Origin of the sequence: Pseudomonas sp. XK-1 (genome assembly GCF_038069885.1) — a bacterium.
Taxonomy (GTDB): domain Bacteria; phylum Pseudomonadota; class Gammaproteobacteria; order Pseudomonadales; family Pseudomonadaceae; genus Aquipseudomonas.
This window is the reverse complement of record NZ_JBBPES010000001.1, coordinates 400,325-423,538: the sequence shown is the minus strand read 5'-3', so window position 1 is coordinate 423,538 and position 23,214 is coordinate 400,325. Positions and strand designations below refer to the sequence as shown.

Below are 23,214 nucleotides of genomic sequence, written 5' to 3'. Positions count from 1 at the left end.
ATCGAAAAGGCATATAAACCTTTCCAAACATTCTTAGACTCTCTAAGCAGCAAGCCTTATCTTCTCCGCCTTGCTTGGCCGCCGCGTGTGCATCCGGCGCGCCCGACACCTCAGATTGACGCGTTAAGGATTTCAATGTTCTGGGACTCGCTGCCCCTGCCCCTGCTCTTCGTGGCCGCCCTGCTGATCTGGCTGCTGTACTCCTTCGTGCGCGAGAAGTGGAGCCCGGACATAGTCGCGGCGATTGCCGTGGCGGCGCTGCTGATCAGCCAGCTGCTGACGCCCACCGAAGTGCTCAGCGTGCTGTCCAACTCGGCACCGGTGACCATCGCCTGCATGTTCGTACTGTCCGCCGCCCTGGAGCGCACCGGCTGCATCGACGCCCTGGGCAACTGGCTGGGCAATCTGGTGGGCACCAGCCCGGTTCGCGTGCTGACCGGCCTGACCCTGACCGCCCTGGTGATTTCGGCCTGCCTGAACAATACCCCGGTGGTGGCTATCCTCACCCCGGTGGCCATCGCCCTGGCCCGGCGCGCCGGCACCCTGCCGTCGAAGCTGCTGATTCCGCTGTCCTACGCCACCATCCTCGGCGGCACCCTGACCATGATCGGCACCTCGACCAACATCCTGGTCGACGGTGTGGCACGCAAGGCCGGCCTTGAGCCATTCGGCATCTTCGAGATCACCGGCGCGGGGCTGATTCTGGCCACGGTGGGCATGCTCTACCTGCTGACCATCGGCCGCCACCTGCTGCCCGAGCGCGAGACCCTATCCAAGCAGCTGCGCCCGGACCTGGATCGCACCTTTATGACCGAGCTGCTGGTGCCCCACGACTCCCCGGTGATCGGCAAGACCCTGCACGAGGCCAACCTCAACGGTGGCAGCGGCCTGCAGGTGCTCAAGCTGTTCCGCGAAGACCTGGAGCTGACCGAGCCTACCGCCACCACTTTGCTGGTCAGCGGCGACCGTCTGGTGCTGCACGGCCAGGTCAAGAACGTGGTGGAGCTGCGCGAGAGCGGCCACCTGACGTTTAACCGCGGCGACGCCTTCGAGACCATCAGCAGCCATGACGTGGTGCTGGCCGAGGCCATAGTCGGGCGCAGCTCGCGCTACAGCCACCGCCCCATGCGCGACCTCGACCTGACTGCGCGCTACGGCATCGCCGTGCTCGCCGTGCACCGCCAGGACGAAAATATCCAGGGCAACCTGGATGATTTCGAACTGCAGTTCGGCGACGTAATGCTGGTCGAAGGCACCCCCGCGCAGATCAAGCGCTTCGCCGACAATGGCGAGCTGATCAGCCTCAACGCCGTTCAGGAGCGCGCCTTCCGCCGCGACAAGGCACCGATTGCCATCATTGCCACCCTGGCGGTGATGATCCTCGCCGCCTTCGGCGTGATGCCCATCGAGGGCCTGGCGATCATCGGCGCGGTCACCGTACTGGCGACCCGCTGCCTGGACGTGGAAGACGCCTACAAGGCGGTGGATTGGAAGATTCTCAGCCTGATCTTCGGCATGCTGGCCATCAGCATCGCCATGGACAAGGTCGGCCTGGTCAGTCTGATGGTCAGCAATGTCATGGGCCTGATGCCCTGGGCCAGCCCGCTGCTGATGCTGTCGTTTATCTACCTGTTCACCTCGATCCTCACCGAAGTGCTGTCGAACAACGCCGTGGCGGTACTGGTCACGCCGATTGCCATCGGTATGGCCCAGCACCTGGGCGTCGACCCGCGCGCCTTCGTGGTCGCGGTGATGTTCGCCGCCAGCGCCAGCTTCGCCACGCCCATTGGCTATCAGACCAACACCTTCGTCTACAACGCCGGCGGTTATCGCTTTACCGACTTTATGAAGGTCGGTATTCCGCTCAACCTGCTGCTGTGGGTGGTGGCCAGCTTTGTGATTCCCTGGTTCTGGCCGCTGACCCCAGTCTGACTTGATATCGCCGCCTCGCGGCTCCATCTATCAGCCATAGCCCGAGGAGCTGCCGATGACCAATCCCCTGCTGATCCCCTGCCCACACTGCAACGGCCTCAACCGCATTCCCGCCGAGCGCACGGGCGATGCGCCTCGTTGCGGCCGCTGCAAGGCCGAAGTGCTGCCCAGCAAACCCTTCGAGCTGACCCAGACCAGTTTCGACGCGCAGAACAAGGGCGACCTGCCGCTGCTAATCGATGTGTGGGCCAGCTGGTGCGGCCCGTGCCGCAGCTTTGCGCCAATCTTTGAACAGGCCGCCGCACAGCTGCAGGGCCGCTGCCGCCTGGCCAAGCTGGACAGCGAGGCCAACCCGCAGCTGTCCGCAGAAATGGGCATCCGCTCGATCCCCAGCCTGATCCTGCTCAAGGGCGGCGTGGAGGTCGCCCGGCAGAGCGGGGCGCTGCCCTTGCCGCAACTGCTCGGCTGGCTGCGTCAGCAGGGCGTGGCCTGAGCGGTCCGCGGAGGGTGCGCCGTGCGCACCGCTGACAAGCCACGGATGGTGAGCACGGCGTACCCTAGGGGTCGGAATGCTCTCTAGGGTCTGAGCGCTTCGGTCATTCGACGCGACCGCTGCGGTCAATGGCAGAAGCCGGGACGCTCGTTAGTCTGGACGAACAACCGACCCCAGGAATCCCGCCATGCCCCTGCCCGTGGAAATCATCCGCCAGCTTACCGAAGAGCAGATCGCCTTTGTCCGGCGCAGCGGCCTCAAGGCCGAAGTGCTGGAGCCCGGCCATGTGCGCCTGCGCATGCCGCTGGCCGGCAACCAGAACCATATCGGCAGCATGTACGCCGGCGCGCTGTTCACCCTGGCCGAGATCCCTGGCGGGGCACTGTTTCTTACCAGCTTCGATGCCCAGCGTTTCTACCCCATCATCAAGGCAATGAACCTGCGCTTTCGCCGCCCGGCCACCGGCGATATCCGGGTCGAGGCACGGCTCGCCGCCGAGGAAATCCAGCGCCTGCAAAAACAGGTCACAGAACAGGGCAAAGCCGAGTATTGTTTGGAGTTGCAGCTGACCGATGACGGTGGTGAAGTAGTTGCCGAGAGTAGCGGCCTGTATCAATTACGCGCCCGCTGACACCTGACCTTGCTATAGGTCAAAAGACCAGCTATCTCTCGAGGTCACAATAAATTTGCCGACAGGTATCGGCAGGAGAGAGCCGAGTATGCCCACGCACATTCTTATCGCCCATGATCTACGCGACACCGCCGATATGGCCCTGTGCCGCGCCGTCCAGCTGGCCAAGCAGTTCAACGCCAAACTGACCGTGCTGCATGTGCTCGACCCGAGCAAAAGCAGCCAGGAGCATGACCAGGCCAAGCAGGCCCTGGATCGCAGCCTGACCCAATACGCCCCACCCACGACCAAGTTGCTGATCCGCAGCGGGCAAAAACCCTCGGAAGTGGTGCTGCAGCAACTGAGCGAAGGTGGCTACGACCTGCTGGTACTCGGCGCACATCATCAGCGCCATGACTTCTTCTCCGGTACCAGCCTCGACCGCATCGCACGCAATTGCCCCGTACCCCTGCTGCTGGTGGCCCGCAACGACTTCCAGCCCTACCAGCGCGCCCTCTCGGCCATCGACTTCTCCCTGTGTGCCTGCAGCGCCCTCGGCGAGGCCTACCGCCTGCTGCCGGAAACCGCCGAGCTGCACGCCCTGCATGTGTTCGAACCGGACAAGGGCACCCAGCAGCAAATCGAAGCGCAACTGGCCACGCAGAAGGCGCTGATAGACCAGTTACTGCAGGACGAGCAGCAGAACCTGCCGGCCAAGGGCCCGACCCTCAGCCACTCGGTACAACAGGGCGGCATCCTGCGCTGCCTGCAGGGGCACCTGAAAACCCAGCAGACCGAACTGCTGGTGCTCGGCAGCCATGGCCGCAGCGCACTGTCGCAGGCCCTGCTCGGCAGCCTGGCACAGCACTTCCTGCACAAGGCCCCCTGCGACATCCTCGTGGTGCGCTAGGGCTGTAGCGCAGACACTAAAAAAGCTGCCGAGGCAGCTTTTTTAGTGTCTCGGCCCGTCAGCTGGCATTAAGCAGATCATGCAGCGCGACAAACTGCTGGGTCAGCTTGTGGTTACGGTCCAGGTGAATCAGCGGCATGCAGGCCTGGTGCGACTCGCGCATGCGCACCGAACTCATCAGGTTGACTGGCAGCACCGGCAAGCCCTCGCCGATCAGCTCGTCAAGCAGCTGCTGCGGCAGCGTGGCCCGCGGCTGGAACTGGTTGACCACTATGCCCTCGACCTCCAGGCCTTCGTTGTGGTCCTCGCGAAGCTCCTCGATCTCGCGCAGCAGACCATACAGCGCCTGGCGCGAGAAGCTGTCGCAATCGAAGGGAATCAGCACACGATCGGCGGCAATCAACGCCGAAACCGTATAGAAATTCAAAGCCGGCGGGGTATCCAGGTAGATCCGCTCGTAATCCTCGCTCAGCTCATCCAGCAGTTTGCGCAGCTTGTTGATCTTGTGCTTCTGCTCCAGCTTGGGCTGCAGGTCGGCCAGCTCGGCGGTGGCGGTGACCACGTGGAGGTTGTCGAAGGGCGTTTCATAAATATCCACAGTGCCCTTCTTGGCGAACGGACCACTGCTCAGGGTGCCCTTGAAGAACTCGGCGATACCCATGGGGATATCGTCGCCGCTCAGGCCGGTCAGGTAGTGAGTGGAGTTGGCCTGGGTATCCAGATCGACCAACAGGGTGCGATAGCCCTGAGAGGCACTGACCGCCGCCAGGTTGCACGCAATGCTGGATTTACCCACCCCGCCCTTCTGATTGAAGATCACCCGCCGCATGAAACACCCCTCTGAGCACCGAAATGGTGATGAATTCTATGCAAAGTACATGACAAGGGGGAGATTTTCGCCAAACAAGCTGACACCTCCGGTCAGAACGCCACACAGCCGATTTGCTTAGGACAGCCGCGGACAGGATAATGCCGGCACCTCGCCATGTGCGTTGCCAATGCCCTCGCTGGCATGCCTGACGACCACAGGCGTGCCCCCCCAGTACAGGGCCGGAAAGAGCCTCCCGCGTGACCGAATTCAGGATTGAACAATGGCGTGCCTGGGCCCCTGGCCTGGACAGCATGGATGACTGGTGCGCCTGGCATCAGACCCCGTCTCGCCTGCCTGATAGCGGTGCACAACCCGATGTCGGCTTCCTCCCGGCCATGCAGCGCCGCCGCCTGAGCCGCCTGGCACGCATGGCCTTCCATGTTGCCTGGCCCCTGGCGGAAGCACAGGGACCGATGCCCATGGTCTTCGCCTGCCGCCACGGCGAAACCCCACGTACCCTGGCCATTCTCACCGACCTGGCCCACGGCGAGCCGCTGTCGCCGACCCAATTCAGCCTCTCGGTGCATAACGCGATTATCGGCCTGTGGTCGATCCAGCGCGGCGACACCAGCGAGATGACCGCCCTGGCCGCCGCCGGCGACGGCCTGGAGCACGCCGTGCTGGAAGCCTGCGGCCTGCTCGCCGAAGGTGCCCCGGCAGTGCTGCTGGTGATCTGCGAGGAAACGCCGCCGGCGCTGTACGCCCCCTATTTAGACGACGTGCCCTTTCCCTACGCCATCGCCCTGCTGCTGACAGCGGGCAGCGACTGGCAACTGCAGCTGCGCAGCGCCACGGGGCCGGCAAGCGAGTGGCCCCATGCGATCAATCTGGTACGCGCCCTGTGCAGCGGGCAGACCTCCCTGCAACATCACTGGAAGAGCCGGCAATGGATATGGTCTCGCGACAAGGCCTGAGCCGTAACAGCGCGCCCTATATCTGGCGGCTGATTGCCACGGCCCTGAGTTTCAGCCTGTTCGGCCTGGGCGGCGTACTGCTGCGCGTACTGATTTTCCCCCTGCTCGCCCTGCTGCCGGGCGATGCCCTGGCCCGGCGCACCCGCGCCCGCGCGGTGGTGAGCAAGACCTTCTACCTGTTCGTGCGCTTTATGTACCGCAGCGGCGTGCTGACCTATGAGGTCGAGGGCATCGAACGCCTCGGTCGCCCTGGGCAACTGGTGCTCGCCAACCACCCCTCACTGATCGATGTGGTGGTGCTGATCGCCTTTATCCGCGACGCCAACTGTGTGGTCAAACAGAGCCTGTGGGACAACCCGAGCATGCGCGGGCCGATTCGCGCCGCCGGCTATATCAGCAACAGCGGCAGCATGGACATGCTCGACGAGGCGGCCGCTGCCCTGCAAAGCGGCCAAACTCTGGTGATTTTCCCCGAAGGCACGCGCACCACGCCGGGGCACAGCCCGCAGTTTCACCGCGGCGCGGCGGCCATCGCCATTCGCGGCGCGCGCGTGGTCACCCCGGTGGCGATCAGCGTCAGCCCCACCACCCTGACCAAGGCCGAACCCTGGTACAGCATTCCGTCGCGTCGTTTCCACTTGCGCCTGCGCGTAGGCGAGGATATCGACCCGCAACAGTTCAACCTTATGGGCCCGCCGCCGATAGCCTCGCGCAAGCTCAACGACGTTCTGCACCGACACTTTATGAAGGAGCTCGCCAAAGATGAGCGATTTACAGCTGGAAATTAAGAACCTGATCATCGACGCCCTCGGCCTCGAAGACATGGCCGCCGAAGATATCGCCGCCGACCTGACCCTGTTCGGCGAAGGCCTGGGCCTGGACTCGGTGGATGCCCTGGAACTCGGCCTGGCGATCCAGAAGCGTTTCGGCATCAAGATCGACGCTGAAGCCAAGGACACCCGCAAGCACTTTGCCAACGTAGCCAGCCTGGCGGCATTCGTGTCATCGCAACAGACCGCCTGAGGAAGCCGCCGATGCAAACTCGTGAAGATATTTTCGCCACCCTGCGCGACGCCCTGGTCGAACTGTTCGAACTGGAGGCCGAGCGCATTACCCTGGACGCCAACCTCTACCAGGACCTGGAGATCGACAGCATCGATGCGGTCGACCTGATCGACCATATCAAGCGTCAGACCGGCAAGAAGCTGGCGGCCGAGGAATTCAAGGCGGTACGCACCGTCGGCGACGTGGTCGAGGCGGTGCTGAAACTGGTCAATACACCCGCTGCCGAATAATGAGTCGCCTACCGGGCCTGCTCCTGCTGCTGGTGGGGCTGCTCTACCCCTTCGCCGTGTACTACGGCATGGAGCACCTGTCGCCACGCCTGTTCGCCGCGTTGCTCGGCGGCCTGTGGTTGGCCCGCGCCCTGAGCCAGCGCGGCAAGCCCGGCAACCGCTGGATGACCGCGGTGGCCCTGGGCTTCTGCCTGCTGCTGGGTCTCGCCGGTGAGCCCGCGCTGCTGCGCTGGTATCCGGTGCTGCTCAACGGCCTGCTGCTGGCGCTGTTCGGCCTCAGCCTGAAGTTCGGCCCGCCGCTGATCGAACGCCTGGCGCGCCTGACCGAACCGCAGCTGCCGGAGGTGGCGATCCGCTACACGCGCCTGGTCACCGCGGTCTGGGCCTGGTTCTTCCTGGCCAACGGCCTGGTGGTGGTGGCGCTGAATTTCTGGGCTCCGCTGAGCTGGTGGACCCTGTACACCGGGCTGATTTCCTATGGCCTGATGGGCCTGCTGTTTGCCGGCGAATGGCTGGTACGCCAGCGTGTAAGGAGACATGAATGAACTGGCTGCCCCTCGAGCACCTGCTGCTCGAAGCCCACCCAGGCCGCGCAGTAACCGCAGATCTGGATCAGCCCCAGCTGCGCCAGCACGCCCTGCAGCTGGCCGCTGAGCTGCAACGCCGTGGCGTAAAGCGCCTGGCGCTGTACCTCGACGATGCCGCTGAGCTGGCCATCGCCCTGCTGGCCGCCTGGCGCGCCGGAATTGCCGTGCTGCTGCCGGCCGACGCACAGCCGCAGACCCGCCAGCGCATGAGCACGCAGTGTGAGCTATGGCTGGATAGTACGGGCGTCGCTACGCTTGACAGCCTGCTTGACGCCGACAGCGCGGCATTGTTGCCAGCCCCACTCGATCTCGACCAATGTCAGCTGACCCTGTGCACCTCCGGCTCCAGCGGTGAAGCCAAGCTGATCGACAAATCCCTGCGCCAGCTGGCCAATGAAGTGACCGCCCTGGAGCAGCTCTGGGGCGAGCAACTGGGCAACGCGACCATCCTCGGCAGCGTCGCCACCCAGCATATCTACGGCCTGCTGTTTCGCGTGCTCTGGCCGCTGTGTGCCGGCCGCGTCTTTCTGCGCCGCGCCCAGCCATTTCCTGAGGACCTGCAGCGCGAAAGCCTGGCCAGCGGCGGCGACTTCGCCTGGGTTGCCAGCCCTGCCCTGTTGAAGAGAATGGGCAATAACCTCAACTGGCAGGCACTGCGCGCGGTACGCCAAGTGTTTTCCTCGGGTGGCGCGCTGCCGCCAGAAACAGCCATCGAGCTGCAGAACCTGCTTGGCCAATGGCCCACGGAAATCTACGGCAGCTCGGAAACCGGCGGCATTGCCTGGCGTCAGGGCGGTGAGCTGTGGACGCCCTTTGCCGGAATAGAGCTGGGGCAGAACGGCGAAGGTGCGCTGCACCTGACCTCGCCCTACCTGCCGGCCGGCCACCGCGAGCAGACCGCCGATGCGGTGGAGTTGCAGGCCGATGGCCGCTTCGCCCTGCGCGGTCGCCTGGACCGGATTATCAAGCTGGAAGAAAAGCGCATTTCCCTGCCCATGCTGGAACAGGCGCTGCTCGGCCATGAATGGGTCAGCGACGCGCGCCTGGGCGTGGTGCAGCAAGGCCGCGCCTATCTCGGTGCCCTGGTGGCCCTGAGCCCGGCCGGCCTGCATGCGCTGCGTAACCAGGGGCGCAAGACCGTCACCGAAACCTTGCGCCGCCATCTGGCCGGTCATTGCGAAGCCATCGCCCTGCCCCGGCGCTGGCGGCTACTCGCTCAGCTGCCCTACAACAACCAGGGCAAACTGGCGCAAGCCACAGTGGAAGCGCTGCTGGCAGCACCACGGCCAACCCAGGTGGAGCCGCTGTCGGCTGTGGAGCAGGACGGCGAATGGCGGCTGGAGCTGGAGGTGCCGCTGGACCTGGCGCACTTCACCGGCCACTTTCCGCAGACCCCGGTGCTGCCGGGCGTGGTCCAGGTCGATTGGGCGCAGCAACTGGCACGCCGCCTGATCGTGGACCTGCCTCCGCGCTTCAGCGGCATGGAAGTGCTGAAATTCCAGCAACTGGCGCGCCCCGGCGACCGCCTGCAGCTGACCCTGCGTTTCGACGCCGCGCGCGGCAAGCTGTATTTCGCCTACCGCAACGGCGAAGCCGCCTGCTCGTCCGGGCGTATTTTATTGGGGCCAGCACAATGAGTGACTTTTGTAGGTTGGTGTTGAGCGTAGCGATACCCAACAACGGCTCGATGGGTATCGCGTTGCTCCACCTGCGCGGCCCGACCCATCCTACGCAGGGCGCTCCCCATGAATAAGCCCTGCGCGGTTATTCCGGTTTACAACCACGAGCATGCGCTGCCCGTGGTGGTCGCCGCGCTGCATGCGGCCGGCCTGCCCTGCGTACTGGTGGACGACGCCTCCAGTCCGGCCTGCGCCGCGGTGATGGATCAGCTTGCCGAGCAACCCGACACCCATCTGCTGCGCCTGGCGGTCAACCAGGGCAAGGGCGGCGCGGTGATGGCCGGCCTGCGTGAAGCGGCGCGCCTGGGCTTCAGTCATGCGTTGCAGGTGGACGCCGACGGCCAGCATGACCTCAGCGATTTGCCGCGCTTTATCCAGGCCTCGCAAGCCGCGCCCGAGGCGCTGATCTGCGGCTACCCGCAGTACGACGACAGCGTGCCGAAAGGCCGCCTCTACGCGCGCTACCTGACCCACGTGTGGGTGTGGATCAACACCCTGTCGCTGAGCATCCGTGATTCCATGTGCGGCTTTCGCGTGTACCCGCTGCCGGCCACCCTGGCGCTGATCGACGCGGTCAGCATCGGCAAGCGCATGGATTTCGACACCGAGATTCTGGTGCGCCTGGCCTGGCGCAATCAGCCGATGCACTGGCTGCCGACCAAGGTGCATTACCCGCTGGATGGCCTCTCGCACTTTCGCCTGTGGCACGACAACGCGCTGATCTCGAAGATGCACGCCAAGCTGTTCTTCGGCATGTTGCTGCGCGCCCCGCAGATCCTCTGGCGCAGGTGCCGCGCATGAGTGGCCAGCAGCACTGGGCCGGGCAGCGCGAGCGCGGCAGCTTTGTTCTGATGAAGTTCACCGCCTGGTTGGCGCGCCTGCTCGGCCGCCGCCTGATCAGCCCACTGCTGTACCTGATCGTGCTGTATTTCTACCTGTTCGGCAGCGAGGCGCGGCGCAGCATTCATCAGTACCAACGTAACCTGGCCAACTGGAGCGGCCGTGCCGAGCTGCAGCCCACTCGCCGGTCGGTATTTCGTCAGTTCATGAGTTTCGCCGATACCCTGCTGGACAAGCTCGATGTGTGGAATGGCAAGCTCGGCCTGGAACAGGTGACCCTGGTCGACCCGGGCAGCGCCTGTGCCCAGCTGCACCAGCAAGGCCGTGGGCAGATGCTGGTGGCCGCGCACCTGGGCAACCTGGAAGTCTGCCGCGCCCTGGCCGAACTCGGCGAACGGGTGACGATGAACGTGCTGGTGCACACCAAACACGCCGAACAGTTCAACCGCCTGCTCGGCGAGGCCGGTGCCACCCACCTGCGCCTGATTCAGGTCAGTGAGCTGGACGCGGCGATCATGCTGCAATTGTCCGAGCGCCTGGAGCGCGGTGAATGGCTGGCGATAGCCGGCGACCGCGTACCGCTCAAGGGCAGCCGCAAGGTCCGCGTAAACTTCCTCGGCAAGCCCGCCGCCTTCCCCCAAGGCCCCTGGTTGCTGGCCGGGCTGCTGCAATGCCCGGTCAATCTGATTCACTGCCTGAAAATCGATAACCGCTACCAGGTGATCATCGAACCCTTCGCCGAGCGCCTGCAGTGGAAGCGCAGCGAACGGGACGAGGTGATCCGCCACTGGACCCAGCGCTACGCCGACCAGCTCGCGCAGCGTTGCCTGGATGCGCCCCTGCAATGGTTCAATTTCTACCCCTTCTGGAATAAAGATGACGACATATCAGCCTGACCCGGTGATCTTCGGCGAAGCCCACTTGTCCATCGAGCAGGTCGTGGCCCTGGCCAGCCGCAGTATGCCGGCCCGCCTGCAAAGCGACGCCGCCTACCGCGAGAAGATCGCCAAGGGTGCGCGCTTTCTCGACAGCCTGCTGGACAAGGAAGGCGTGATCTACGGCGTTACCACCGGCTACGGCGACTCCTGCGTGGTGGCGGTGCCACTGCACCAGGTCGAGGCGCTGCCGCGCCATCTCTACACCTTCCACGGCTGCGGCCTGGGCAAGCTGCTGGATGAAGCCAGCACCCGCGCGGTACTGGCCGCGCGGCTGCAGTCGCTGTGTCAGGGCGTTTCCGGGGTGCGCGTGGAACTGCTGGAACGCCTGCAGGCGTTTCTCGAATTTGATGTGCTGCCGCTGATTCCGGAAGAAGGCTCGGTGGGTGCCAGTGGCGACCTCACGCCGCTGTCCTACGTCGCCGCCACTCTGTCAGGCGAGCGCGAGGTGATGTTCAAGGGTGAGCGCCGCAGCGCCGCCGAGGTGCACAACGAACTCGGCTGGACGCCGCTGACCCTGCGCCCGAAAGAGGCACTGGCGCTGATGAATGGCACGGCGGTGATGACCGCCTTGGCCTGCCAGGCGTTCTCCCGCGCCGACTACCTGCTCAAGCTGGCCACCCGCATCACCGCGCTCAATGTGGTGGCGCTGGAAGGCAACCCGGAACACTTCGACGAACGCCTGTTCGCCGCCAAGCCGCACCCGGGGCAGATGCAGGTCGCCGCCTGGCTGCGCCAGGACCTGGCCATCGACGCGCCGACCGCGCCGCTGCATCGCCTGCAGGATCGCTACTCGCTGCGCTGCGCGCCGCATGTGCTCGGTGTGCTGGCCGACAGCCTGGGCCTGCTGCGCCAGTTCATCGAGATCGAACTGAACAGCGCCAACGACAACCCGCTGATCGACGCCGAAGCCGAACGCGTGCTGCACGGCGGGCACTTCTACGGCGGGCATATCGCCTTCGCCATGGACAGCCTGAAAAACCTGGTGGGTAACGTCGCCGACCTGCTCGACCGCCAACTCGCCCTGCTGGTCGACAGCCGCTACAACCACGGTCTACCGAGCAACCTGTCTGGCGCACCGAGCGTCAGCGCGATGATCAACCACGGTTTCAAGGCCGTGCAGATCGGCACCAGCGCCTGGACCGCCGAAGCCCTGAAAAACACCATGCCGGCCAGCGTGTTCTCGCGCTCCACCGAATGCCACAACCAGGACAAGGTAAGCATGGGCACCATCGCCGCCCGCGACGCCCTGCGCAGCCTGGAACTGACCGAACAGGTGGCCGCCGCCACCCTGCTGGCCGCCAATCAGGGCGTGTGGCTGCGTCAGCGCGACGGCAAGAGCGATATCCCGCCCCCCGTCGTCGCCATGCGCGAACAGCTGGCCGTGGACTTCCACCCGGTGATCGAGGACCGTGCCCTGGAAGCCGAGCTGCGCCTGTGCCTGGTGCGTATCCGCGAACAACATTGGAACCTGTATGCCTAAGTCTGCCCTGGTGCGCACGGCGCACCCTACGACCAGCGCCGCACGCCGCGTAGGGTGCGCTCGCCGAGGAGCCGCCCATGCGTAGCAAAGGCGTATTACAAGCCGAGATCGAGCTGGTGGTGCCGTTCTTCGACGTCGACATGATGGAAGTGGTCTGGCACGGCCACTACGTCAAATACTTCGAACAAGCGCGCTGCGCCCTGCTCGACAAGCTCGGCCACAACTACGTGCAGATGCGCGACGCCGGCTACGCCTGGCCGGTGATCGACCTGCAGCTGCGCTATATCCGTGGCGCGCAGTTCGGCCAGAAGATCATCGTGCGCGCCGACCTGATCGAATGGGAGAACCGCCTGAAGATCAACTACCTGATCACCGATGCCGCCAGCGGCGAACGCATGACCCGGGGCAGCAGCGTGCAGGTGGCGGTGGAAATCGCCACCCGGGAAATGCAGTTTGCTTCGCCCAAGGTGCTGATCGAAGCCGTCGAAAAGGTGTTGGCGTGAACAGTCTTTGGGCCGGATTAAGCCGCGTACTCAACCCCGTAGGCTGGGTTGAGCTTGGTGATACCCAACGCGGTGCCGGCCTCGTAGCCCGGATGAAATCCGGAAAGCGTTCTCCGACCCGCCACCGCTCCCGGATTGCATCCGGGCTACAGCTTGCGTTTCTGCTGCTTCTGGCATCCGATGCTTGTGCCTTCGACCTCGACCAGCTCAGCGCTCAGCTGGCCAAACCTGCCGTGGTACGCGGCCCGCTGATTCAGGAAAAGCACCTGCGCGCCCTGCCGCAGCCGCTGACCAGTCGCGGCCAGTTTGTCCTCAGCCGCGATCTCGGCCTGCTCTGGCAGCTGCAAAGCCCGCTCAAGCAGGATTACCGCATCGACGGCCAGGGCATCGCCAAGCGCACGCCCAATGGCTGGCAGCAGCAACCCGGCCAGGATGTCGCGGCCCAGCAGAGCCGGCTGTTTCTCGCCGTACTCAAGGGCGACCACAGCGGCCTGGCGCGGGATTTCCAGCTGCAACTGAGCGGCACTGCCGAGGCCTGGCAACTGCGCCTGGTGCCGAACTCGGTGTTGCTCAAGCAGATTTTCAGCCGCATCCAGATCGACGGCGGCGCGCTGGTGCAGCGTATCGAGCTGCATGAAACCCAGGGCGATCACAGCGTGCTGCGCCTGCCAGAAAGCCTGGCCGGTGATGCCTTGAGCGAGCAGGAGCAACGCGACTTTGCCCAGTGAACGCTGGCTACCGCGCGCCTTTCTGCTGCTGCTTGCAGCGCTGCTGGCGCTCGCCGCCTGGCAGTGGCGCAACGGCCCACCCATAGCGGCAGATATGCTCGCCCTGTTGCCCGCCGGCAGCGGCGACGCCTTGGTGCAGCAAGCCGAGCAGCGTATGCAGGAGCCGCTCAATCGCGACCTGCTACTGCTGATCGGCCACCCGCAGCGCGACCAGGCGATTGCCCTGGTCCAGCAGGTGGGCGAGCAGTGGCGCGGCAGCGGGCGCTTTGCCCAGGTGCAGTGGAGCGTCGACAGCGATCTCGCGGCGCTGCGCGACTACCTGCGCAACAACCGCCTGGCCCTGTTGCCGGCGGCGGATCGCCAGCTGTTGCTGGAACAACCACAGCAGTTGATCGAACAACGCGCCGCCCAGCTGTTCGACACCTTTGCAGGCTTTAGCCTGCTGCCCATCGAGCAGGATTGGCTGGGCCTGGGCGTACGCGCGCAGCAGGCGCTGAATCCCGGCAGTCGCATCCAGGCCGACCTGAGCAGCGGCGCACTGCTGCTGGAAGAACCCGGCATGACCTGGGCCCTGCTGCGCGCCAGCGCCCGGGGCAGCGCCTTCGATATGCAGGAGCCGCCGCTGATTGCCGCGCAAGTCGCCGCTACCCGCGCGCAGATCGAAACATCCGGTGGGCAACTGCTGGCGGCCGGCGGCGTGCTGTACGCTGCCGCCGGGCAGGCCAAGGCCACCCGCGAGATCAGCCTGATTGGCGGCGGCGCGACGCTCGGCACCCTGCTGTTGCTGCTGCTGGCCTTCCGCCGCGTGCGGGTGCTGGTCAGCCTGCTGCCCATCGGCATGGCGCTGCTCGCCGGCTGCACCGCCTGCGTGCTGGTATTCGGCCAGATCAACGCCCTGACCCTGGTGCTCGGTGCCAGCCTGACCGGGGTCGCCGCCGACTATCCGCAACACTACTTAAGCAAGAGCTGGAGCAACGCCGCGGGCATGGAAGGCTGGAGCAGCTGGGGTGCCCTGCACGCCACCCTGCCGGGCCTGAGCCTGAGCCTGGGCACCAACCTGATCGGCTACCTGGCACTGGCCTTTACCCCGTTTCCGGCGCTGACCCAGGTCGCAGTGTTTTCCGCCGCTGGGCTGATTGCGGCCTATCTGTGCTCGGTATGCCTGCTGCCGGCCTGGCTGCGCGGCCTGCGGCTAAGCCCAGCGCCGCAACTGCTGAGTTTTAGCCAACACCTGCTGGCCGGTCGGGCACGCCTGCTAGGCAAAGTCGGCAGCGCGCCGCTGCTGGCATTGCTCCTGCTGTTCTGCGCCGGTGGCCTGTGGCAACTGCATACGCAGAATGACCTGCGCCAGTGGCTGGGCCAGGAACCGCGCCTGTTGGCCGAGGCCCAGCGCATCGCCGAGCTGACCGGCCAGCAGCCCACCAGCCAGTTCTTCCTGATCCGCGCCGCTAACCCGCAGCAATTGCTGGAGCGCCAGGCGGCGCTCAGCCAGCGCCTGGATCAGGCCGTGCAGAACGGCCAATTGCGTGACTACCGCGCCCTCAGCCAACTGGTCGCCCCGGATAGCCAACTGCAGGAGTTGCGTGCCGCGCTAGGCGCACTGCCGCAGCACTGGCAGCCGCTGCTCGATCTGGGCATTCCGCCGGCCGCGCTGCACGGCGAGCTGCTCGCGCTCCAGCAAAATAACCAGGCCAGCCTGGAACAGGCCCTGGCCAGCCCCCTGGGCGAGGCCTGGCGAGCGCTATGGCTAGGCGCTCATGCAGACGGTGTGGCCGGGCTGGTCAGCCTGCAAGGGCTTAGCAACAGCAGCGAACTCCAGCCGCTGGTCGAGGGCCTGCCGGGGGTGCAGCTGGTAGATCGGATCAGCGAACTCAATGCGCTGTTCAGTGCCACCCAACTCAGCGCCGCCGAACTGAAACTGCTGTCCTCCATCGCCATCCTGCTGTTGCTGTGCCTGCCCTTCGGCCTCGGCGGCGCATTGCGAGTGGTCTGCCTGCCGCTGCTGGCGGCCCTCGCTGCGCTGGCCTGCCTCGGTTGGCTGGGCCAGCCGCTGACCCTGTTCAGCCTGTTTGGCCTGCTCTTGATCACCGCCATCGGCGTCGATTACGCCATTCTGATGCGCGAGAATATCGGCGGGCCGGCGGTCAGCCTGCTCGGCACCCTGCTCTCGGCGCTGACCAGCTGGCTGTCGTTCGGCCTGCTGCTGATCAGCGACACTCCGGCGATCGCCAACTTCGGCCTGGCGATCAGCCTCGGTCTGCTGTTCTGCTTCCTCCTTGCGCCATGGGCGGGCACCCAACAGAGCGGTACAAGCCAGAGACACACTGCATGAACACTCCGAACCATTACCGTTCATTAATGAGGCATAAGCCGCGATGAAGTCTCTTGAAGTCGAAAAACGTCAGGTCGTAGTCATCGGGGCCGGTCCGTCCGGGGCGATTGCCGCAGCGCTGCTCAAGCGCAACGGCCATGACGTGCTGGTGCTCGAACGCCAGCGCTTCCCACGCTTCTCGATTGGCGAAAGCCTGCTGTCGCATTGCCTGGACTTCGTCGAAGAAGCCGGGATGCTCGACGCGGTGCGCGCGGCCGGCTTCCAGACCAAACATGGCGCGGCCTTCAGCTGGGGCGAGCGCTACACCGAGTTCGATTTCCGCGACACCTTCACCAAAGGTCAGGGGTCAACCTATCAGGTGCTGCGCGCCGACTTCGACAAGCTGCTGGCCGACCAGGCCGAATTGCAGGGCGTGGAAATCCGCTATGAAGAGGAAATCTTCGCCGTCGACTTCAGCGGCGCGCGCAGCGGCGACTGCCCACGCCTGAGCGTGCGCCGTTTGGCCGATGGCCACGAGTACCAAGTGCAATGCGCCTTCGTCCTCGATGGCAGTGGCTACGGCCGCGTGCTGCCGCGCCTGCTCGACCTCGACACGCCGTCGAACTTCCCGGTGCGCCAGGCGGTGTTTACCCACGTCGAAGACCGCAGCGAAGGCACCGGCTTTGACCGCGAGAAGATCCTGATCACCACCCACCCGACCCTGCGCGATGTGTGGTTCTGGACCATCCCGTTCAGCAACGGCCGCTGCTCGGTGGGTGTGGTGGCCGAGGTCGGCCGCTTTACGGGTCGCCCAGAGGATCTGGACGCCTGCCTCAAGCAATTTATCGAAGAGGCCCCCAGCCTGCACAAGATGCTGAAAAACGCCGTGTGGGACACCCCGGCGCGCACCATCGGCGGCTACTCGGCCAACGTCAAAACCCTGCACGGCCCGGGCTTTGCGCTGCTCGGCAACGCCGCGGAATTCCTCGACCCGGTGTTCAGCTCCGGGGTAACCATCGCCATGCGCTCGGCGAGCATGGCCGCAGGCACCCTGCACCGTCAGCTCAGCGGCGAGACGGTGGACTGGGAGCATGATTTTGCTATTCCACTCAAGCGCGGCGTCGACACCTTCCGCGTGTATGTCGAGGGCTGGTACGACGGCAGCTTCCAGGACGTGATTCATTTCGAGAGGGCCCAGCCGGAAATCCGCCGAATGATCAGCTCGATCCTCGCCGGCTACGCCTGGGATCAGAAAAACCCCTATGTCGCCGAACCGCGCCGCCGCCTGCGGGTACTCGCCGAACTTTGCGCCACTAGTTGATAAGGATATTTATGAGCAACCCGGCCGCCACTTACGTCGAGGAAACCCGCTTCGGTTTCTGGTTTCTGCAGAGCCATGTCTGGCAACACCATGTGCTGCGCGTGGCGATCAATGATCTGCGCGGTCTGTTCGCCGGCCCGCTGCCAGAGTCGCCGGTGCTGCTGGATGCTGGCTGCGGCCAGGGCAAGTCCTTCGGCCTGCTGGCCGAAGCCTTCAAACCGGCGCGGATGATCGGCCTGGATGCCGACCCGCACAGCCTCGACCGCTCGCGCGCCGAGGCCGAGTGTCTGGGTCTGGATGTGCAGCTGATTGCCAGCGACTGCGCGGCCATCGACCTGCCTGACGCCAGCGTTGACCTGCTGTTCTGCCACCAGACCTTCCATCATCTGGTCGAGCAGGAGCAGGCCCTGGCCGAATTCTGGCGTGTACTCAAACCGGGTGGTTACCTAATGTTCGCTGAATCCACCCAGTACTACATCGACACCTGGGTGATCCGCTGGCTGTTCCGCCACCCCATGCATGTGCAGAAAAGCGCCGAAGGCTATCTGGCTATGTTGCGCGGCCAGGGCTTCGCGTTCGCCGCCAGTAACATCTCTTACCCCTATCTGTGGTGGAGCCGTTCCAAGGACTTTGGCCTGCTGGAACGCTGGGGCCTGATGAAGCCCAAACCCGTTGGCCAGCGCAATGAAACCCTGGTCAATGTGGTGGCGCGCAAGCCGCTCGAGGCAAATTCTGTATGAAACGCATCGCCCTGCTCGGTCTCTGCCTGCTGCTGAGCGCCTGCGCCGCACGCACGCCGCTGCCGCTGAGCGCCCCAACCTTCGGCGCGCCACTGCCGGCCGCGCTGCGCGTAGAACGCCAGCAAGGCACGGATCAGCAGATCTGGTGGCTGGTGGTGCAGGCCGAACAATCGGCACTGCGCTGGTCGCTGTTCGATCCCCTTGGCATCCCCCTGGCGCGGCAACTGCTGGAAGATGGCAAGTGGCGCGCCGATGGCCTGCTGCCGCCCAATAGCGAAGCCCAGGAGCTGTTCGCCGCCCTGCTGTTCGCCCTTACCCCTCTAGACAAACTGCCCGCCAGCTACGCGCCGGGCACCTGGCAACAATTGGCCGACGGCCAGCGCCGGCTTAACCCGCACTGGCTGATCGACTACCGCGCGCCGCTGGATTTCACCCTGAGCCAGGGCCAGGTACTGAGTTACCGGGTCTATGCCCTCGCCGACGAAGAGATTCCCTGATGCCGGTCTACCTCAACGCACTGGGCCTTAACTGCGCCCTCGGCCAAGGCAAGCAGGCGGTAGCAAAGGCGCTGTTTGCCGGTGATAGCAACGGCATGCAGGCGCAAAGCGGCTGGGTGGCCGAGCGCGCGCTGACCGTCGGCGCAGTGCCCGGCAGCCTGCCGGAGTTACCCGACTTGCCGGGTCATCCGCCCAGTCGCAATAACCAGCTGCTGCTGGCGGCCGCCCTGGAGATTGAGCCAGAGCTGCGCGCCGCCATCAGTCGTTTCGGCGCAGAGCGTATCGCCGTGGTGCTCGGCACCAGCACCTCGGGCATCGAGGAAGCCAGCCAGAGCCTCGCCACCTACCTCAGTGAGGGCAAGTTGCCAGCGCATTATCACTATGCGCAACAGGAGCTGGCTGAACCGGCGAACTTCCTCAGTGACTGGCTGGGCCTGAGCGGGCCGTGCTTCAGCATTTCCACCGCCTGTACCTCGGGCGCGCGGGCGCTGTTAAGCGCGCAGCGCCTGCTGAACCTGGGCGTATGTGATGCGGTGATCTGTGGCGGCGTGGACAGCCTGTGTCGCCTGACGCTGAATGGTTTTTCCGCCCTGGAAGCGGTCTCAGTCGAGCGCTGCCAGCCGTTTTCCGTCAATCGCCATGGCATCAATATCGGCGAAGGTGCGGCACTGTTCTTAATGACTAAAGAGCCGATGACTAAAGAAGCGCTGCCTGGCAGTGCGGCCCGGGGTGCCGTATCCCGGAGCGCCTTACCAATCGCCCTGCTTGGCGGCGGTGCCTGCTCCGACGCCCACCATATTTCCGCACCGCACCCCGAGGGCCTCGGTGCTCAGTCGGCCATGACCAAGGCCCTGGCGGCGGCCGGGATCAGCGCTGATCAGGTCGATTATCTGAACCTGCATGGCACCGCCACAACCCATAACGACGCCATGGAAAGTCTGGCGGTACAGGCGATCTTCCCGCACGGGGTGCCCTGCTCATCGAGCAAACCCATGGTCGGCCACACCCTGGGCGCGGCTGGCGCACTGGAAGCAGCCTTCTGCTGGCTGACCTTGAGCGAATACAACCCAGAGCAACTGCTACCGCCGCACCTGTGGGACGGCCAGGCTGACCCAGCCTTGCCGGCACTGAATCTGGTACAGCCCGGTACGCAACTGAGCAGCAGTCGCCCACGCCGACTGATGAGCAACTCCTTCGCCTTTGGCGGTAACAATATCAGCCTGCTCTTGGGTGATGAGATGAGTGAAGAGCACGGCGAAATGCCAGGAGAACACCCATGAGCCAATGGCCAATCGCCGAACTGATCCCCCACGCCGCTGACATGATCCTGATCGACCAAGTGCTGCGCTTTGGCGACGAGGACATCGAAACCCAGCTGACCATCCGCAACGGCGGCCTGTTTAACCTGGAGGACGGTAGCCTGCCGGCCTGGGTTGGCATCGAACTGATGGCGCAGAGCGTGGCGGCCTACGCCGGCTGCCAGGCGCGCCTGCGCGGCGAGCCGGTGGAGTTGGGCTTTCTCCTCGGCACGCGCAAGTACGAGTGCAATGTCGAACGCTTCCCGGCCGGAGCCGAGCTGCATATCCATGCGAGCCGCTCGCTGCAGGATGACAACGGCATGGGCGTATTCGAATGCCAGCTGCGCGGTCCCGGCATCGAGGCCCTGGCCCGCCTTAACGTATTCCGTCCACCCCAGGTGGCCAGTTATCTTCAGGAAGAATTTGAGGGGTCCCAGTCATGAGCGAAACAGCGGCCATGCGCGAAACCATTCTGGTCACCGGTTCCAGCCGTGGCATCGGCCGGGCGATTGCCTTGCGTCTGGCCAAGAGCGGCTATGACATCGTGCTGCATTGCCGCGCCCGCCGCGAGGAAGCCGAGGCGGTGCAGGCGCAGATTCTTGAGCTGGGCCAGCGGGCGCGCATTCTGCAATTCGACGTCTCCGACCGCGCCGCCTGCCGCGCGGCGCTGGAGGCCGATGTCGAGCAGCACGGCGCTTATTACGGCGTGGTGTGCAATGCCGGCCTGACCCGCGACGGTGCCTTCCCGGCGCTGAGCGAGGAGGACTGGGACATCGTCATGCGCACCAATCTGGACGGTTTCTATAACGTGCTGCATCCGCTGACCATGCCCATGGTGCGGCGACGCAAGGCCGGACGCATCGTCTGCATCACCTCGGTGTCCGGGCTGATCGGCAATCGCGGCCAGGTCAACTACAGCGCCTCCAAGGCCGGCATTATCGGCGCGGCCAAGGCCTTGGCGATCGAGCTGGGCAAGCGCAAGATCACGGTCAACTGCGTGGCACCGGGGCTGATCGATACCGAGATACTCGATGCCGATGTGCCCATCGAGGAAATCCTCAAGATGGTCCCGGCGCAACGCATGGGCACCCCGGAAGAAGTGGCCGGCGCGGTGAATTTTCTGATGTCCGAGGAGGCGGCCTACATTACCCGCCAGGTCCTCGCGGTGAACGGTGGGCTGTGCTGATGAACGGATGCAAACGGGTTGTAGTCACCGGCATGGCCGGCGTGACCTCGCTGGGCAGCGACTGGCCGACGATTGAGGCGAACTTCAAAGCGGGCAAGAGCGGTATCCGCTACATGCATGAGTGGGACAGGTTCAGCGAGCTGAACACCCGCCTCGGCGGCCCGGTGGATGATTTTGTGCAACCCAAGCACTGGAACCGCAAGCAAACCCGCAGCATGGGCCGGGTCTCCAAGCTGGTGGTGTACGCCGCCGAGCGCGCGCTGGAACATGCCGGCCTGCTAGGCGACCCGTGCATTCAGGATGGCCGTATGGGCGTGGCCTGCGGTTCCTCCACCGGCAGCACCGACGAGATCAAGGCGTTCGGCAATATGCTGCTCAACTCGGTGGCCGACGGCCTCAACGCCAACTCCTATATCCGCATGATGCCGCACACCACGGCGGCCAATATCAGCATCTTCTTCGGCCTCAAGGGCCGCCTGATCCCCACCTCCAGCGCCTGCACCAGTGGCAGCCAGGGCATCGGCTACGCCTATGAAGCGATCAAGTTCGGTCGCCTGCCGATGATGCTCGCCGGCGGTGCCGAGGAACTCTGCCCGACCGAGGCCATGGTCTTCGATGCACTCTATGCCACCAGCCTGAAGAACGACGCCCCGCACACCTCACCGCGCCCCTACGACAGCGGCCGCGATGGCCTGGTGATCGGCGAAGGTGCCGGCATCCTGGTCCTTGAAGAGCTGGAGCACGCCCTGGCCCGTGGCGCGACCATCCATGCCGAAATCGTCGGTTTTGGTTGTACCTCAGACGGCCAGCACGCCACCAAACCGGTGCAGGCGACCATGCGCGGAGCGATGGAACTGGCGCTGCAGGATGCCGGTTTAGAACCCTCTGCCATCGGCTACGTCAACGGCCACGGCACCGCCACCGAGCAGGGCGATGTCGCGGAAACCCTGGCCACCCAGGAACTGTTCGGCAGCCAGATGCCGATCAGCTCGCAGAAGAGCTACTTCGGCCACACTTTGGGGGCCTGCGGCGCGCTGGAGTCCTGGTTCAGCATCGAAATGATGAACGCGGACAGCTATGTGCCGACCCTGAACCTGGAAAATATCGATCCGGCCTGCGGCGAGCTGGACTACCTGCGCGGCGAATTCCGCCAGATGAGCCACCAGTACGTGATGAACAACAACTTCGCCTTTGGTGGGGTGAATACCTCGCTGATCTTCAAGCGCTGGAGCTAGAAAGCAGCTGGCTCACACTGATTTTTTGCGCAACACCCTGACCAGAAACTCACAAGAAAGGAGTCACCCGATGAAAGCCAAGAACTGGATCCTTGCTGCCGCCTGCCTGAGCCTGTTGCCGACTGTCAGCCAGGCCCGCGACACCACCCACTTTCTGCCATTCGACGCGGTTGTGCAGGAAGCCCTGAATGCCGGCCGTCTAGACGGCAGCGTGAAGTTCTACCTGGCGGGCAACAAGCCGGCTGGCGCGGTCAGCGTGGTCAAATCCGGCGTTACTACCAGCCAGAAGACCAACGCCTTCAACAAGAGCGACGAAGAGGCCTGCAGCTGGGTGCTGCAATCGGCCTTGATCCGCCTGCAGAATGCGGCCAAGGCTGCCGGTGCCAACGCCGTGGTCGACCTGGCCAGCAACTACAAGAACATCGAGTACAAGGACAGTCAGAAGTACGAATGCCACGCCGGCGCAATCATGGCGGGCGTAGCGCTCAAGGGTAACCTGGCCAATGTCAAATAAGCCGACGCTGCTCGGCCTGCTCGCTGCACTGACCCTGCTCACCAGCCTCCCCGCGCTGGCCGAAGTGGATGGCCAGCAGCTGTATCGTCAGCACTGCGCCAAATGCCACGCTGCAGACGGCCGCGCCAACACCCTGCGCGGCTGGCTGTACTTTGCGCAGAACCTGAGTAAAGCCAAGTGGCAGGACAACAGCAGCGACAGCGATATCCTCGACGCCATTGCCAAGGGCCCCGGGGCCATGCCCGGCTACGCTGACACGCTCAGCGCAACCGAACAGCTGGCACTGGTAAAGGCCGTACGCGATTTGCGTAAGCCCTGAGCCGCACGCAGAT

Annotated in this window: 26 protein-coding genes; 25 read left to right on the top strand and 1 reads right to left on the bottom strand. The window is 64.7% G+C overall.

Annotated features, from left to right (window positions below):
* Positions 1 to 135 precede the first annotated feature (135 nt).
* The 4 genes from WMW70_RS01880 (at position 136) to WMW70_RS01865 (ending at position 3,945) form a co-directional block, all read left to right on the top strand.
* Positions 136 to 1,932, top strand: coding sequence for an SLC13 family permease (locus tag WMW70_RS01880; RefSeq protein WP_341435821.1), 1,797 nt, complete (start codon positions 136 to 138; stop codon positions 1,930 to 1,932).
* 55 nt (positions 1,933 to 1,987) lie between these two features.
* Positions 1,988 to 2,425: a thioredoxin TrxC gene (gene trxC, locus WMW70_RS01875; protein ID WP_341435820.1), complete on the top strand. Its 438-nt coding sequence runs from the start codon at positions 1,988 to 1,990 to the stop codon at positions 2,423 to 2,425.
* Between the two features lie 187 nt (positions 2,426 to 2,612).
* Positions 2,613 to 3,056 (top strand): YiiD C-terminal domain-containing protein, encoded by a 444-nt coding sequence (locus WMW70_RS01870; RefSeq protein ID WP_341435819.1) that lies wholly within the window; start codon positions 2,613 to 2,615, stop codon positions 3,054 to 3,056.
* An 88-nt stretch (positions 3,057 to 3,144) separates the two neighbouring features.
* Positions 3,145 to 3,945: a universal stress protein gene (locus tag WMW70_RS01865; RefSeq protein ID WP_341435818.1), complete on the top strand. Its 801-nt coding sequence runs from the start codon at positions 3,145 to 3,147 to the stop codon at positions 3,943 to 3,945.
* 58 nt (positions 3,946 to 4,003) lie between these two features.
* Here WMW70_RS01865 and WMW70_RS01860 read toward each other — a convergent pair whose 3' ends face one another.
* Positions 4,004 to 4,774 (bottom strand): ParA family protein, encoded by a 771-nt coding sequence (locus tag WMW70_RS01860; protein ID WP_341435817.1) that lies wholly within the window; start codon positions 4,772 to 4,774, stop codon positions 4,004 to 4,006.
* Between the two features lie 293 nt (positions 4,775 to 5,067).
* On the opposite strand from WMW70_RS01860, the gene WMW70_RS01855 reads away from it, so the two are divergent.
* From WMW70_RS01855 to WMW70_RS01755, 21 genes are all read left to right on the top strand, one after another.
* Positions 5,068 to 5,730 (top strand): beta-ketoacyl synthase chain length factor, encoded by a 663-nt coding sequence (locus tag WMW70_RS01855; protein ID WP_445942102.1) that lies wholly within the window; start codon positions 5,068 to 5,070, stop codon positions 5,728 to 5,730.
* On the top strand, positions 5,703 to 6,518 hold the full coding sequence (locus tag WMW70_RS01850) for a lysophospholipid acyltransferase family protein (RefSeq protein ID WP_341435815.1): 816 nt from the start codon (positions 5,703 to 5,705) through the stop codon (positions 6,516 to 6,518). The genes WMW70_RS01855 and WMW70_RS01850 overlap by 28 nt, the downstream gene beginning before the upstream one ends.
* Positions 6,493 to 6,753 (top strand): phosphopantetheine-binding protein, encoded by a 261-nt coding sequence (locus WMW70_RS01845; protein WP_090249897.1) that lies wholly within the window; start codon positions 6,493 to 6,495, stop codon positions 6,751 to 6,753. Before WMW70_RS01850 ends, WMW70_RS01845 begins: the two co-directional genes overlap by 26 nt.
* 11 nt (positions 6,754 to 6,764) lie before the next feature.
* Positions 6,765 to 7,025: an acyl carrier protein gene (locus WMW70_RS01840; RefSeq protein WP_341435814.1), complete on the top strand. Its 261-nt coding sequence runs from the start codon at positions 6,765 to 6,767 to the stop codon at positions 7,023 to 7,025.
* Positions 7,025 to 7,570: a COG4648 family protein gene (locus WMW70_RS01835; RefSeq protein WP_341435813.1), complete on the top strand. Its 546-nt coding sequence runs from the start codon at positions 7,025 to 7,027 to the stop codon at positions 7,568 to 7,570. Before WMW70_RS01840 ends, WMW70_RS01835 begins: the two co-directional genes overlap by 1 nt.
* A complete protein-coding gene (locus WMW70_RS01830; RefSeq protein ID WP_341435812.1) occupies positions 7,567 to 9,249 on the top strand; it encodes an AMP-binding protein in 1,683 nt (560 codons plus the stop codon). The genes WMW70_RS01835 and WMW70_RS01830 overlap by 4 nt, the downstream gene beginning before the upstream one ends.
* A gap of 108 nt (positions 9,250 to 9,357) precedes the next feature.
* The gene (locus tag WMW70_RS01825) at positions 9,358 to 10,092 is read left to right on the top strand and encodes a glycosyltransferase family 2 protein (protein WP_341435811.1); all 735 of its coding nucleotides are present in this window, start codon (positions 9,358 to 9,360) and stop codon (positions 10,090 to 10,092) included.
* Positions 10,089 to 11,027 (top strand): LpxL/LpxP family acyltransferase, encoded by a 939-nt coding sequence (locus tag WMW70_RS01820; RefSeq protein ID WP_341435810.1) that lies wholly within the window; start codon positions 10,089 to 10,091, stop codon positions 11,025 to 11,027. Before WMW70_RS01825 ends, WMW70_RS01820 begins: the two co-directional genes overlap by 4 nt.
* Positions 11,008 to 12,549 carry an HAL/PAL/TAL family ammonia-lyase gene (locus WMW70_RS01815; protein ID WP_341435809.1) on the top strand — a complete coding sequence of 514 codons (1,542 nt, stop codon included), beginning with the start codon at positions 11,008 to 11,010 and terminating at the stop codon, positions 12,547 to 12,549. Before WMW70_RS01820 ends, WMW70_RS01815 begins: the two co-directional genes overlap by 20 nt.
* A gap of 77 nt (positions 12,550 to 12,626) precedes the next feature.
* The gene (locus tag WMW70_RS01810; protein WP_341435808.1) at positions 12,627 to 13,052 is read left to right on the top strand and encodes an acyl-CoA thioesterase; all 426 of its coding nucleotides are present in this window, start codon (positions 12,627 to 12,629) and stop codon (positions 13,050 to 13,052) included.
* 92 nt (positions 13,053 to 13,144) lie between these two features.
* Positions 13,145 to 13,780 carry an outer membrane lipoprotein carrier protein LolA gene (locus tag WMW70_RS01805; RefSeq protein ID WP_445942101.1) on the top strand — a complete coding sequence of 212 codons (636 nt, stop codon included), beginning with the start codon at positions 13,145 to 13,147 and terminating at the stop codon, positions 13,778 to 13,780.
* The gene (locus WMW70_RS01800; protein ID WP_341435806.1) at positions 13,770 to 16,112 is read left to right on the top strand and encodes an MMPL family transporter; all 2,343 of its coding nucleotides are present in this window, start codon (positions 13,770 to 13,772) and stop codon (positions 16,110 to 16,112) included. The genes WMW70_RS01805 and WMW70_RS01800 overlap by 11 nt, the downstream gene beginning before the upstream one ends.
* Positions 16,113 to 16,155: 43 nt before the next feature.
* A complete protein-coding gene (locus tag WMW70_RS01795; RefSeq protein WP_341435805.1) occupies positions 16,156 to 17,412 on the top strand; it encodes an NAD(P)/FAD-dependent oxidoreductase in 1,257 nt (418 codons plus the stop codon).
* An 11-nt stretch (positions 17,413 to 17,423) separates the two neighbouring features.
* On the top strand, positions 17,424 to 18,152 hold the full coding sequence (locus WMW70_RS01790; RefSeq protein WP_341435804.1) for a class I SAM-dependent methyltransferase: 729 nt from the start codon (positions 17,424 to 17,426) through the stop codon (positions 18,150 to 18,152).
* Positions 18,149 to 18,649, top strand: coding sequence for a hypothetical protein (locus tag WMW70_RS01785; RefSeq protein WP_341435803.1), 501 nt, complete (start codon positions 18,149 to 18,151; stop codon positions 18,647 to 18,649). The genes WMW70_RS01790 and WMW70_RS01785 overlap by 4 nt, the downstream gene beginning before the upstream one ends.
* The gene (locus tag WMW70_RS01780; protein ID WP_341435802.1) at positions 18,649 to 19,929 is read left to right on the top strand and encodes a beta-ketoacyl-[acyl-carrier-protein] synthase family protein; all 1,281 of its coding nucleotides are present in this window, start codon (positions 18,649 to 18,651) and stop codon (positions 19,927 to 19,929) included. The genes WMW70_RS01785 and WMW70_RS01780 overlap by 1 nt, the downstream gene beginning before the upstream one ends.
* Entirely contained in the window at positions 19,926 to 20,390 is a 465-nt protein-coding gene (locus tag WMW70_RS01775; RefSeq protein WP_341435801.1) for a hotdog family protein, read from the top strand. Before WMW70_RS01780 ends, WMW70_RS01775 begins: the two co-directional genes overlap by 4 nt.
* A gap of 14 nt (positions 20,391 to 20,404) precedes the next feature.
* Entirely contained in the window at positions 20,405 to 21,133 is a 729-nt protein-coding gene (fabG, locus tag WMW70_RS01770) for a 3-oxoacyl-ACP reductase FabG (protein WP_341436534.1), read from the top strand.
* Positions 21,133 to 22,368 (top strand): beta-ketoacyl-ACP synthase, encoded by a 1,236-nt coding sequence (locus tag WMW70_RS01765; RefSeq protein ID WP_341435800.1) that lies wholly within the window; start codon positions 21,133 to 21,135, stop codon positions 22,366 to 22,368. Before fabG ends, WMW70_RS01765 begins: the two co-directional genes overlap by 1 nt.
* 70 nt (positions 22,369 to 22,438) lie before the next feature.
* Positions 22,439 to 22,882 (top strand): excinuclease, encoded by a 444-nt coding sequence (locus WMW70_RS01760; protein WP_341435799.1) that lies wholly within the window; start codon positions 22,439 to 22,441, stop codon positions 22,880 to 22,882.
* A complete protein-coding gene (locus tag WMW70_RS01755) occupies positions 22,872 to 23,201 on the top strand; it encodes a c-type cytochrome (RefSeq protein ID WP_341435798.1) in 330 nt (109 codons plus the stop codon). The genes WMW70_RS01760 and WMW70_RS01755 overlap by 11 nt, the downstream gene beginning before the upstream one ends.
* Positions 23,202 to 23,214: the final 13 nt, after the last annotated feature.